Consider the following 12071-nt stretch of genomic DNA (forward strand, 5'->3'; position numbering starts at 1 on the left):
CCCGCGCCGCGTCCGCGGCGCCAGGCTCAACGGGAAGAGGGCCTCGCCAGAGGCGCGATGACGGGCGGGAGAGCGCCCGGGCCGCCGGTTGTACGGCAGGTTTTTGTTCCGGCGGGAAAATTGCCCGGACTGCCAAAAGGCTGGCAAACGGGTGGAGCCCCAAGGAGCGTCCGCCCGCCGCAGGTTACTTGCGTGACAGGGCGTCCAGGATGCGGGCCCAGGAGCGGATGCCCTTGTGGAAGCTTTTCAGGTCGTACTTCTCGTTCGGCGAGTGGATCGCGTCATCCTCGTTGGCAAAGCCGGCCAGCATCGATTCCATGCCCAGGATCGACTTGAAGAAACCCGCGATCGGGATCGAGCCGCCCATGCCGCAGAACACCGCCTCGCGCTGCCATTCGTCCGACAGGGCGGAACGCGCTGCTGCGAACTCGGGGCGGGTGATGTCCATGACGGAGGCCTTGGAGCCTTCGAGATCGTTGTCCCAGACCACCTTGCAGTCGGGTTTCAGCTGCGCTTCCACATGCTTGCGGATCTTCACCCGCAGCGCGTCGGGGTCCATGTCGCCGACCAGGCGGCAGGTGATCTTGCAATGCGCCTCCGACGGGATCACGGTCTTGGAGCCGGCGCCGTTGTAGCCGCCCCAGAGACCGTTCACCTCCAGCGTCGGGCGGGCCCACTGCTGTTCCAGCACCGAGCGGTCCTTTTCGCCATGCGCCTGAGTGTAGCCTGCGTTGGCGAGGTAGTCCTTCTCGTCAAAGCCGCAGCCCTCCCACTGGCGCAGCTGGTCCTCGGGCACCTCGTGCACGCCTTCGTAGAAGCCTTCGACGGCAACCTTGCCGGTCTCCTCGTCGTAGAAGGAGGCGACGATGCGGCTGAGCTCGCGCAGGGGGTTCAGGCCGGGGCCGCCGTAGTGGCCGGAGTGCAGGTCGATGCGCGGGCCGATCACGGTGAACTCATCCTTCAGCATGCCGCGCAGCTGCGAGGAGATCGACGGCACCCCGCGCGACACCATCGAGGTGTCGCAGATCAGCGCGATGTCGGCTTTCAGTTCTTCGGCGTTGGCTTCCATGAAGGGGATCAGCGAGGGCGAGCCGGATTCCTCTTCGCCTTCGAAGAAGAAGGTGATGCGGCAGGGCAGGGAGCCGTTCACGGCCTTCCAGGCGCGGCAGGCCTCGACAAAGGTCATCAGCTGGCCCTTGTCATCGGAGGCGCCGCGGCCGCGGATCACGGTGCCGTTCGGGGTTTCCTCCAGCTGCGGCTCGAACGGCGGCGTTTTCCAGAGGTTCAGCGGGTCGACCGGCTGCACATCATAGTGGCCGTAGAACAGCACATGCGGCGCGTCCGCATTTTCCTCACCCACGTGGCCGACCACCATCGGGTGGCCCGGGGTGGTGCGTTTCTCCGCCCTGATGCCGATGCTGTTTAGGTCGGCCACCAGCCAGTCCGCGGCCTTGTCGCACTCTGCCATATAGGCCGGGTCGGTGGAAATCGACTGGATCCGCAACAGCTCCATCAGCCGCCCGGTTGCGGCGTCCAGCTCTGCGTCGATCCGGTCCAGAACGTCATTCAGTGCCATCTCTTGCTCTCCTGTTTGTCCGGGGAGGCCCGCGATTTGGGCCAATTTGCCGCGGACCCTAGCAGCGCGTTCGGGGAGGGGCCAGAGGGAGCAGCGCAGGATTTTCCCGTATTTTTCGGGCTGCAAGCTTTCGATACTGCTACTGAACATCCGTGCCCCGGAACCAAGACAGAGGTGTCGCAAACGGCGGCTGGTGCGGCGCAGTTGTCTTTGCCCGGGCTTGGACTAAGTTTTATTTGACCTGCATCAATGTTGCACACCCCCTGGCGCGCGTATGCAGTTGATCGAAAGGGGCACCTGCGGTAACCATTCCTGAACGTGAATGTGGTCTTACTGCCGGACGGCCAAGCCCTTTACACAGCCCGAGTGCTTCTGTGAGGCACAATTAGCTATGGAGATGCCGGTGGACTATACCGCGAAACTGGACGCTGCTATTGCCAGCCTGCACGAAGAAGGACGCTACCGGACCTTCATCGATATCGAGCGCAAGAAGGGCCATTTCCCGCATGCGGTCTGGACCCGTCCGGACGGCACCAAGCAGGACATCACCGTCTGGTGCGGCAACGACTACCTCGGCATGGGCCAGAACCCTGTTGTTCTGCAGGCGATGCATGATGCGATCGACGCCACCGGCGCAGGCTCCGGCGGCACCCGCAACATCTCCGGCACCACGGTCTATCACAAGCGGCTGGAAGCGGAACTGGCCGACCTGCACGGCAAGGAAGCGGCGCTGCTGTTCACCTCTGCCTATATCGCCAATGATGCGACGCTGAGCACTCTGCCCAAGCTGTTCCCCGGGCTGATCATCTATTCCGACGCGCTGAACCATGCCTCGATGATCGAAGGCGTGCGCCGCAACGGCGGTGCCAAGCGCATCTTCCGCCACAATGACGTCGCTCATCTGCGCGAGCTGCTGGAAGCCGACGACCCCAAGGCGCCCAAGCTGATTGCGTTTGAATCGGTTTATTCGATGGATGGCGATTTCGGCCCCATTGCCGAGATCTGCGATCTTGCCGAGGAGTTCGGCGCGCTGACCTATATCGACGAGGTGCACGCAGTCGGCATGTATGGCCCCCGCGGCGGCGGCGTGACCGAGCGCGACCAGCTGGCGCACCGGATCGACATCATCAATGGCACCCTGGCCAAGGCCTATGGCGTGATGGGCGGCTATATCGCGGCCTCCGCCAAGATGTGCGATGCCATCCGCTCCTATGCGCCGGGCTTCATCTTTACCACCTCTCTGGCGCCCGCCGTGGCGGCAGGGGCGGCGGCCTCCGTGGCGTTTCTCAAGGGCGCGCAGGATCTGCGCGACAAGCACCAGGACCAGGCCAAGGTCCTGAAACTGCGGCTCAAGGGGCTGGGCCTGCCGATCATCGACCACGGCAGCCACATCGTTCCGGTGATCGTCGGCAACCCGGTCCACACCAAGGTGCTGTCCGACCACCTGCTGGAGGACTACGGCATCTACGTGCAGCCGATCAATTTCCCCACCGTGCCGCGCGGCACCGAACGGCTGCGCTTCACGCCCTCGCCGGTGCATGGCCCCAAGGAGATCGATGCGCTGGTCAAGGCGATGGACTCATTGTGGTCGCATTGTGCGCTGAATCGTGCCGAACTTGCCGGTTAACATACTGATCAGTGTAAATTTACGCTGAGTGTGTTACGCTGTTGTCAACTAATGAGTGGATCTGAGTCGCGAATGTGATTCTTTCACCACTCTGCAACGAGGCGACAGGCATTTATGGGACGGCAGGCATGATCGGGCGCTTCACCCAGCGCAAGCAAGAAGAGCATGGCGAACCACCAGAGCCGAAAGGTTTTGATGATTTCGAGTTGAAGCTTGGCGACGTGATGCGCGGCGAGCGGGCGACGATGGGCAAATCGCTGCTCGACGTCCAGCGCGAGCTGCGGATCAAGGCTTCCTACATCGCCGCCATCGAAAACTCCGATCCTTCCGCCTTTGACACCCCCGGATTCATCGCAGGGTATGTGCGCTCCTACGCGCGCTACCTCAACATGGATGCCGAGCAGGCGTTCCAGGATTTCTGCAAGGAAAGCGGGTTTTCCGTCGCCCATGGCATGTCGGCCGAGGCGTCCAGCCGCAGCAAGTCGGGCGCGGCGCCGACCGCCAAGTCCACCGGTCTGGGCGGCGATGCCTTTGCTTCTCCGAATACGCCCTTCATTCCTGCTCCCAGCAGCTTCCTCAGCCAGATCGAACCGCGTGCAGTTGGTTCGCTGATGGTGCTGACGGCGCTGATCGGCGGCATCACCTATGGCGGCTGGGCCGTGCTGAAAGAGGTGCAGCAGGTGCAGTTCGCACCGGTGGATCAGACCCCGGCGGTGCTGGCGGATCTCGACCCGCTCAGCAGCGCGGTGCTGGAAGTTGCCGAGGGCAGCCAGGATCCGGCGGCTGAGGCGCTGGACCGGCTCTACCGCCCGCAGGCGCTGGATGTGCCGGTTCTGGTGGCGCGCGACGCGCCGATTTCGACCCTGGATCCCGCCACCATCGGCAACTTTGCCGCGCCGGAACTGCCCACTGTCGCCCTGGCCGAGGCCAGTATGACGTTTGAGGAAGATGCGCCGTCGCAGCCGGTGCCGCAGGTGGTGGCCGAAGTTCAGCCGGGCGTTGAAATGGTGGCGGTGCGACCTTCCTGGGTGCAGGTCACCGCGGCCGATGGCAGCGTGATCCTGGAAACCATCATGGATGCAGGCCAGCGGTTCGAGGTGCCCCTGACCGAGGATGCGCCGCGTCTGCGCACCGGGGAAAGCAGCGCCATCTATTTCGCGGTGAACGGCGAGCATTTCGGTCCGGTCGGCAAGCGCGGGCAGGTTACCAAGAACGTCGAATTGTCGATGGATGCGATCACCGGCCGGTTTGAACTTGCCGATCTGCAGGATGGCAAGAACGAGGCCTTGGCGACTTTGGTTGCGCAGCTTCAGGCCGAACAGCAGCCCGCCGAATAACCCTTTCGCAGGAATTCGCACAAGACGCCCGGTGCTGCCATTGCAGCGCCGGGCGTCTGCACGTATCTAACCACTAACAGGATCCAGCCGGGACACGAACTGCATGTCGATGAACCACATCCGCCCCTGGCGCCATATCGAGCGCCGCAAGAGCCGCCAGATCCATGTGGGCAATGTGCCCGTTGGCGGTGATGCCCCGATTGCGGTGCAGACCATGACCAACACGCTGACCACCGATGTGGCGGCCACTGTGGCACAGGTTCAGGCCGCGGCTGAGGCGGGTGCCGACCTGGTGCGGGTTTCGGTGCCGGATGAGGCGTCCTCCAAGGCGCTGAAGGAGATCGTCCGCGAAAGCCCGGTGCCGATCGTCGCCGACATCCATTTCCACTACAAGCGTGGCATCGAGGCCGCGGAAGCCGGTGCCGCCTGCCTGCGCATCAATCCGGGCAATATCGGAGACGAGAAGCGCGTGGCCGAGGTGATCAAGGCTGCCCGCGACCATAGTTGCTCGATCCGGATCGGGGTGAACGCAGGGAGCCTGGAAAAGCACCTGCTGGACAAATACGGCGAGCCCTGTCCGGAAGCGATGGTGGAGTCCGGCCTCGACCACATCCGCATTCTGCAGGACCACGACTTCCACGAGTTCAAGATTTCGGTGAAGGCGTCCGACGTCTTCATGTCGGCCGCTGCGTACCAGCAGCTGGCAGAGGCCACCGACGCGCCGATCCACCTGGGCATCACCGAGGCGGGCGGTTTTGTCTCCGGCACCATCAAATCGGCGATCGGCCTGGGCCAGCTGCTGTGGATGGGGATCGGCGACACGCTGCGCGTCAGCCTCTCCGCCGATCCGGTGGAGGAGGTGAAAGTGGGCTTCGAGATCCTCAAATCCCTTGGCTTGCGTCACCGCGGCGTCAATATCATCTCCTGCCCCTCCTGCGCGCGGCAGGGGTTCGACGTGATCAGGACGGTGGAAACGCTGGAGGAGCGGCTGGCCCATATCCACACCCCGATGAGCCTCAGCATCATTGGCTGCGTGGTGAACGGCCCGGGCGAGGCGCTGATGACGGATGTCGGCTTCACCGGCGGCGGTGCGGGTTCCGGCATGGTCTATCTGGCGGGCAAGGCCAGCCACAAGATGTCCAACGAGCAGATGGTCGACCACATCGTCGAAGAGGTCGAGAAAAAGGCCGCCCAGATCGAGGCGGCCCAGGATGCAGCGGAGTGAGCATCCGCTCTTCATCTGGCTGGAAATATCCCGGGGTCCGGGGCAGCGCCCCGGTCCCGCCGGTTCAGGGTGACCCTCAGCTGCGCTTCTCGCGGATCTCCGCCACCATGATCTCCATCTGGTCGGCAGGCAGGTAGCCGCGCAGCAGCTCATTGCCCAGAACAAAGGTCGGGGTGCCGGAAATCGCCATCTTCTGCGCCAGCGCGCGGGTCTGGCGCAGCTCGGCGGTCACCTCTTCGCTGTCCATCTTTGCAAAGATTGCATCGGCATCCAGCGACAGCCCTTCGGCCAGGCGGCGCAGCGCAACCTCATTCGGCTCTCCGCCAAACTCGATCAGCGCATCGTGCACCTGCTTATAGGCATCGCCGCCTGCAACTTGCTTGGTGGCCACCGCAAAACGCGAGGACAGCACTGAAGCTTCGCCCAGGATCGGGAACTCCTTGATCACCAGGCGGATGTTGCCGTCGCTCTCCAGGAGCTTTTCCACCTCCGGCGCGGCGCGGCGGCAGTAGCCGCAGCGGTAGTCCATGAACTCGACCAGGGTGATGTCGCCGTCGAGGTTGCCGCCGACCCAGGAATAGCCGTCGTTTTGCAGCTCCTCCAGGTTCTCGGCGACCAGCACGTCATCGCGGGCAGCCTCTGCCTGCTGCTGGCGCTGCTCCAGCAGGTCGACCGCCTCCAGGATCAGCTCAGGGTTGGCCAGGATGTATTCGCGGACCTCATTGCCAAAGGCTTCACGCTCGGCTTCGGACATGCTGTTGATGTCAAAGGCCTTTGCAGGCACGCCCAGCAGGGCGAGGGCGGTGGCAGCCGCGGTGGCGGTGCGGGTGAAAGGGGTCATTTTCTTCTCTTTCTCTTCTGAGCTTGTTCATAGGCCGACAGCACATCCTGCGCCCGCCGGGCGGCGGGGGATCCTGCTGGCAGCTGGGCAACGGCCCGTTTGGCGTGAATGCCGGCGTCATCAAGGCGCCCTTGCAAGGCATAGCGTTCGGCGGTGACCAGGGCGGCCATGCCGGTCTGGCCGGTCCTGGCATAGGCCAGCGACATGTCGCGCAGCAGCACCGGGTTGCGGAAATCGATGGCGCGGGCGCGCTCCATCGACTTGAGCGCCGCCTTGGGCTGGCCTGCGGCCAGCTGGGCGCGCCCGTAGCCGGTCAGGATCAGCGGGTCCCTGGGAGCAAGGTTCACGGCCTTGCCATAGGCGGCCAAGGCGGCGTTCCACTGCCGGTTCTCGATCAGGATCTGCCCCTTCAGTTCATGATAGAAGGGGTCGGAGGGGCGGATGGCCAGCGCGCCGTTCACCGCCTTCAGTGCCTTCTTCAGACTGTTCTGCCGGTGATAGGCGGCGGCCTCGCGCATCAGGCGGACGTCCTTGAACTGTTCCTCGCGCACCCGGCGCAGGGTCCATTTCGGCGCTCTGGTAAAGGCCGACAGCTTGCCGCGGACGCGGGCGAACCAGTATTGCGCCTCCGGGCTGGCCTCGCCCTTGTCGCCATGCGCCGCCAGATAGGCCTGCGCGGCGCGGATGCGGTCGCGGCTCAGGGGATGGGAGCGGGTATAGGGATCCTGGGTGCCCGCGCTCAGCACTTCCTGGCCGGCAAAGGCGCGGTGCAGGTCGACCAGCCCCTGCGGGCTGATGCCGGCGCGGTTCAGGTAATCGGCGGCGGAGCGGTCGGCAGAGCTTTCTTCGGCCCGGGTATGGGCCAGGAAGCTGCGCAGCGCGGAGTTCTGGGTGCCGATGGCAATTCCGCCGGCCGCCTCGCCTGCGCCGGCCGCAGCTGCCAGCGCAGCGAGTGCCAGGCCCAGACCTGCAGCACTGTTGGCGGAGCGCAGATTCTGCATCCGCCGCGACAGGTGGCCATTGGTGATATGGGCGGCCTCATGGGCCAGCACCGCCTGCAGCATCTCCGGAGAAGTGACCTTGAGGATCAGCCCGTAATGCACGAAAATCGTTCGGGAATCCAAAACGAAGGCATTGAAGGACGAGTCATTGACCAAGAGGATGCGCACCCGGTTTGCGTTCAGCCCCGCGGCGCGCAGCACCGGGGCCGCCAGCCGGTTCAGCCCGTGTTCGATATCCGGATCGCGCAGCAATGAAATGGATGCTGCCTGCGCCGCTGCCGAAAATTGAACCAGCGCGCAAAGAACAAGAGCCGGGATTGACGCCAGCCGGAAGAAACGGTCAAAACTCATGCGCGCACATTGGGAGATAAGCATGCGAAACTCAAGCCGGTCCGAGGTCGATCCCTTCATTGTGATGGATGTGATGGAAGCCGCCCGCAAGGCCGAGGAGGCCGGCCGCCACATCATCCATATGGAGGTCGGGCAGCCCTCGACCGGGGCGCCTGCCGGAGCGCTGAAGGCGCTGGGGAATGCGCTGGAAAACAATGCCTTGGGCTACACTGTTGCGCTTGGCCTGCCGGAACTGCGCAAGCGCATCGCGCAGTTGTACGGCGACTGGTACAACGTCGACCTGAACCCGGAGCGGGTGATCGTGACGCCGGGTTCCTCCGGCGCTTTTCTGCTCAGCTTCACGGCGCTTTTCGACAGCGGCGACCGGGTTGGGATCGGCGCGCCGGGTTATCCCTCCTACCGGCAGATCCTCAAGGCGCTGGGGCTGACGCCGGTGGACATCCAGACCGCACCCGAAAACCGGCTGCAGCCGGTGGCGGCGGACCTTGCGGGGCAGAAACTGGCAGGCCTGATGGTGGCTTCGCCCGCCAACCCCACCGGCACCATGCTGGACCGTACAGCAATGGGCTCGCTGATCGATGCGGCCCAGGCGGAGGGTGCCAGCTTCATCTCCGACGAGATTTATCACGGGCTGGAATATGAGGCGAAGGCGGTCACCGCGCTGGAGCTGACGGATGAATGCTACGTCATCAATTCCTTCTCCAAGTTCTTCTCGATGACCGGCTGGCGGGTCGGCTGGATGGTGGTGCCGGAGGATCATGTGCGGGTGGTGGAGCGGATTGCCCAGAACATGTTCATCTGCGCGCCGCATGCGAGCCAGGTCGCGGCGCTGGCCGCATTGGACTGCGAGGATGAGATGCGGGAAAACCTGGCTGTCTACGCGAAGAACCGCCAGCTGATGCTGGAAGGGCTGCCCAAGGCCGGTTTCACAAAAATCGCGCCGCCGGACGGGGCGTTCTATGTCTATGCCGACGTCTCGGACCTGACAGATGACAGCCGCAGCTTTGCCGCCGAAATCCTTGAAAAGGCGGGCGTTGCGGTGACCCCGGGGCTGGATTTCGATCCTGTCCGCGGCGCCACCACGCTGCGCTTCTCCTATGCCCGCTCCACCGTGGATATCGAGGAGGGGCTGGCGCGGCTGGCACTGTACATGGCGTCCAGGGACTGAGCGGGGGATAACTGCAGAAGGCGGATTTCCAAGGCCGCGCAAATTGCCTAGTCTGCCCGCCAAAAGGCCAAGAGGCCGGGCAAGAGGCGAGCATGGGCAGACTGATTACACTCACCGCACTGATTTGGGCTCTGGCGGCGGGTGCCTGGGCGCAATCCGGAAACAGCGGCTTCAGTGGCCTGGCGCGCATTGACGCCACCGAAAGCCAAGTCCGCGATGCCGGGCGGGGAGCAGAGGTGTCGCTAGGCCTCAGCCAGGGTGTGCCTTACCGGCTGTTCACCCTGGACGGTCCGCCGCGGCTGGTACTGGATTTTCAGGAGGTCGACTGGACCGGGCTGACGGCGGACAAGCTGGTGCAGGGCGATCAGATCACCGCTGCGCAGTTCGGCACTTATGTGCCGGGCTGGTCGCGGCTGGTGCTGCAGCTGGCGGAGCCGATGAAGGTGTCCTCGGCTGCAATGAGCGTCGATCAGGTGACCGCCGCGGCCCGGCTGGCGGTGTCATTGGAGCCTGCCACGGCGCAGGAGTTTGCCGCCAGCGCCGGTGCCCCGCAGGATCCGCGCTGGGACTTGCCGGCGCCTGAAGTGATGCAGGGCAGGGCTGCGCGCGACGAGAACGCACCGCTCCTGGTGATGCTGGATCCGGGCCACGGCGGCATTGATCCGGGCGCAGAGACCGACGTGGTCGTCGAGAAGCACCTCATGCTGCAATTCGCCCGCGAGCTGGGGGAGGCTCTGGTGCGCTCCGGCCAGTTCACCGTGATGATGACCCGGGATGACGACTATTTCGTGTCGCTGGAACGGCGCATTGCGATGGCGCACCAGGCAGGTGCCGATGTGTTCATCTCTCTGCATGCGGACACGATCTCCGAAGGCCGCGCGCATGGCTCTACCGTCTACACGCTGTCCAAGGAGGCTTCGGATGTGGCCTCGGCCAAACTGGCGGAGCGGCATCTGCGCGGCGACCTGCTGTCGGGCACCGACCTCAGCCAGGCGGACGATGGGGTGACCAGCGTGATGCTGGATCTGGCCCGGCAGGAAACCCAGCCGAGGAGCGATGCGCTGGCGGCGGCGCTGATCGAGGGACTGCGCGGACAAGGGAAGCCGATCAACAACCGGCCGCTGCGCTCCGCCGGGTTTTCGGTGCTGAAGTCGGCGGATATTCCCTCGGTGCTGGTGGAGATCGGCTTTCTGTCCAGCAAGCGCGATCTCAAGAACCTGGTGGACGCGGACTGGCGCGCCAAGGCCGCGCGCGGCATCCTGAACGGTCTGATTGCCTGGCACGCTGAGGACGACGCCCGCCGCGCCCTGGTGCGGAAATAGTGCGAAGGAGCCTTCGCGCCGTTGCACGAAGGTCCGAGCTGCTGAGGTCTCTTCTTTAGCCAGCCTTGGCTTCGGCCTTGGCCAGCGCCTTTTCGATCTCGCGCTCGAGCTGCTGCTTGTGCGGGGCCAGAAGGTCATCGGCGACCTTTGCCATCAGCCCCTGCTTTTCCAGCTTGGCGGCGATGCAGTCCATAAGCTGCCCTTCGGCTTTGGTTTTCTCCATGCAGGAGCTGACGATTTTCTCCAAGGCGCTCATGTGATTGGTCAGGGCCTTGGCAATGGCCCGCCCGGTGAAGAACTTATGTGCCATCCGCAGGACGGTCTGCAGCACGATCTCGGCACCGATCTTGCGGGGGATGGCGGTGAAGCGGCCCAGGATGATCTCGATTTCCTTGCCGCCCCAGCGGGCCGCGGTGCTCCACAGGTATTTGTTGATCCAGCGGGAATTGACCATCCGGCTGGCCAGCCGCTCGCCGACCCCCTTCATGACGAGCTGCCCGGCCTTGGCACCCAGCCAGCCGGAGAAGCCGCCCGCCACCGTGGCAAAGGCGACGCGCTTGAAGGAACCGGCCACGCCGCCGGCCTTGACCCATTGGCCCTTGAGAATGCAGCCGTTGGCGATCTCCTGGACGGTGTTCTTGCTGGCGGCGACAACGACGCCGGCGGTGGCGGGGTTCACACCATTGGTGACCAGGATCAGCTGCACGATGTCGGCGGCGCCGTCGCGCAGGTCGACCGAGATTTCCTCGCAGACCTTGGCGCTTTGCCCCAGTTCCTTGGACAGCGTGTTCAGATCCATCGCCACCGCGTCGAGCAGGATCTTGGTCTGTTTCATCTGCTTGAACGAATCCAGCAGGCTTTTCTTGTTCTTGCCGTAGGTCATGTTCACCAGCTTGCCGACGGCGGCGTCCGCCTTCTTCAGCGACTTCGCCGGGCGTTCGATGTCGGCATTGGGGGTCACCATCTTCACGAAGAAGGTCCAGAACCCCTTCTGCATCTCCCGGTACTGGTCGCGGTAGTTGTTCAGCGTGCTCATGAACGCCATGGTCTCGGTGTGCAGCCGGCTCTGGATGGCGTCGACGGCGTCGCCCATGTCGTCCTCGGTGAACCAGTGGGTCTTGCCCCGCCACTTTACCTCGTAGATCTTGCCCTTGGCGGGCAGAGGCCTGCCGCCCTGCGCCTTGGCGAACTGTTCGGCGACCTTGACCGGGGAGCTGTCCAGCATCTTGAAGGTCTTGGAGCCGGGCTCGACCAGGCTGGTCACCTTGGTCTTCACCACCTGCTGCTGGAACTGGCCGATGGCGAGGATCGTCGGCTGGCCCACCTTGCCGTTGGTGGGCACCCGCTTGTAGCCGACGGTCGCCGCGTGTTCGTTGAGCATCTTCTGGACCAGCACAACGTCCTTGGGGTCGTTCACGGCATTCTTGCCGCCGCCGACCGGCGCTCCGAGTTTTGCCATGGCAGTCTCCTCCACCTTTCGGGCTGCCGGGTGAAACCTGAATTGGGCACGCGCCTCGGCTGGCGGGCGGGAGATGGGGAGGCAGGCCAAGGCGGCAGTTGCGTGCACGTGCGCTCAGCCTGCCCGCCGCTTGCGCCGAACCGCGGCAAGCATTGGGAAAATCG

Annotated in this window: 9 protein-coding genes; 5 read left to right on the forward strand and 4 right to left on the reverse strand. The window is 64.4% G+C overall.

Features of this window, described 5'->3' with window-relative positions; all coding sequences use genetic code 11:
* Window positions 1-184: 184 nt before the first annotated feature.
* Window positions 185-1576, reverse strand: coding sequence for a M20/M25/M40 family metallo-hydrolase (locus ACFMBG_RS04810; protein WP_421053587.1), 1392 nt, complete (start codon window positions 1574-1576; stop codon window positions 185-187).
* Window positions 1577-1967: 391 nt separating this feature from the next.
* On the opposite strand from ACFMBG_RS04810, the gene hemA reads away from it, so the two are divergent.
* The 3 genes from hemA (at window position 1968) to ispG (ending at window position 5765) form a co-directional block, all read left to right on the forward strand.
* On the forward strand, window positions 1968-3203 hold the full coding sequence (gene hemA, locus ACFMBG_RS04815) for a 5-aminolevulinate synthase (protein WP_421053588.1): 1236 nt from the start codon (window positions 1968-1970) through the stop codon (window positions 3201-3203).
* A gap of 128 nt (window positions 3204-3331) precedes the next feature.
* On the forward strand, window positions 3332-4540 hold the full coding sequence (locus ACFMBG_RS04820; protein ID WP_421053589.1) for a helix-turn-helix domain-containing protein: 1209 nt from the start codon (window positions 3332-3334) through the stop codon (window positions 4538-4540).
* A gap of 103 nt (window positions 4541-4643) precedes the next feature.
* Window positions 4644-5765 (forward strand): flavodoxin-dependent (E)-4-hydroxy-3-methylbut-2-enyl-diphosphate synthase, encoded by a 1122-nt coding sequence (gene ispG, locus ACFMBG_RS04825; protein ID WP_421053590.1) that lies wholly within the window; start codon window positions 4644-4646, stop codon window positions 5763-5765.
* A gap of 76 nt (window positions 5766-5841) precedes the next feature.
* Here the strand turns inward: ispG and ACFMBG_RS04830 are convergent, their stop codons facing one another.
* Both ACFMBG_RS04830 and ACFMBG_RS04835 read right to left on the reverse strand, forming a co-directional pair.
* Window positions 5842-6606, reverse strand: coding sequence for a DsbA family protein (locus ACFMBG_RS04830; protein ID WP_421053591.1), 765 nt, complete (start codon window positions 6604-6606; stop codon window positions 5842-5844).
* Window positions 6603-7982, reverse strand: coding sequence for a M48 family metalloprotease (locus ACFMBG_RS04835; RefSeq protein ID WP_421053592.1), 1380 nt, complete (start codon window positions 7980-7982; stop codon window positions 6603-6605). Before ACFMBG_RS04835 ends, ACFMBG_RS04830 begins: the two co-directional genes overlap by 4 nt.
* On the opposite strand from ACFMBG_RS04835, the gene ACFMBG_RS04840 reads away from it, so the two are divergent.
* Entirely contained in the window at window positions 7981-9126 is a 1146-nt protein-coding gene (locus ACFMBG_RS04840) for a pyridoxal phosphate-dependent aminotransferase (RefSeq protein ID WP_421053593.1), read from the forward strand. The genes ACFMBG_RS04835 and ACFMBG_RS04840 overlap by 2 nt on opposite strands.
* A gap of 92 nt (window positions 9127-9218) precedes the next feature.
* Window positions 9219-10448: an N-acetylmuramoyl-L-alanine amidase gene (locus ACFMBG_RS04845; protein ID WP_421053594.1), complete on the forward strand. Its 1230-nt coding sequence runs from the start codon at window positions 9219-9221 to the stop codon at window positions 10446-10448.
* A 55-nt stretch (window positions 10449-10503) separates the two neighbouring features.
* Here the strand turns inward: ACFMBG_RS04845 and ACFMBG_RS04850 are convergent, their stop codons facing one another.
* Window positions 10504-11907, reverse strand: coding sequence for a nucleotidyl cyclase domain-containing protein (locus tag ACFMBG_RS04850; RefSeq protein ID WP_421053595.1), 1404 nt, complete (start codon window positions 11905-11907; stop codon window positions 10504-10506).
* Window positions 11908-12071: the final 164 nt, after the last annotated feature.

The organism is Leisingera coralii (assembly GCF_049056525.1).
GTDB lineage: Bacteria > Pseudomonadota > Alphaproteobacteria > Rhodobacterales > Rhodobacteraceae > Leisingera > Leisingera coralii.

Coding starts and splice junctions, on each gene's coding strand:
- ACFMBG_RS04840 (WP_421053593.1), top strand. CDS start 7,981: ATGCGAAACTCAAGCCGGTCCGAGGTCGATCCCTTCATTGTGATGGAT.
- ACFMBG_RS04850 (WP_421053595.1), bottom strand. CDS start 11,907: ATGGCAAAACTCGGAGCGCCGGTCGGCGGCGGCAAGAATGCCGTGAAC.
- ACFMBG_RS04820 (WP_421053589.1), top strand. CDS start 3,332: ATGATCGGGCGCTTCACCCAGCGCAAGCAAGAAGAGCATGGCGAACCA.
- ACFMBG_RS04845 (WP_421053594.1), top strand. CDS start 9,219: ATGGGCAGACTGATTACACTCACCGCACTGATTTGGGCTCTGGCGGCG.
- hemA (WP_421053588.1), top strand. CDS start 1,968: ATGGAGATGCCGGTGGACTATACCGCGAAACTGGACGCTGCTATTGCC.
- ACFMBG_RS04830 (WP_421053591.1), bottom strand. CDS start 6,606: ATGACCCCTTTCACCCGCACCGCCACCGCGGCTGCCACCGCCCTCGCC.
- ACFMBG_RS04810 (WP_421053587.1), bottom strand. CDS start 1,576: ATGGCACTGAATGACGTTCTGGACCGGATCGACGCAGAGCTGGACGCC.
- ispG (WP_421053590.1), top strand. CDS start 4,644: ATGTCGATGAACCACATCCGCCCCTGGCGCCATATCGAGCGCCGCAAG.
- ACFMBG_RS04835 (WP_421053592.1), bottom strand. CDS start 7,982: ATGCTTATCTCCCAATGTGCGCGCATGAGTTTTGACCGTTTCTTCCGG.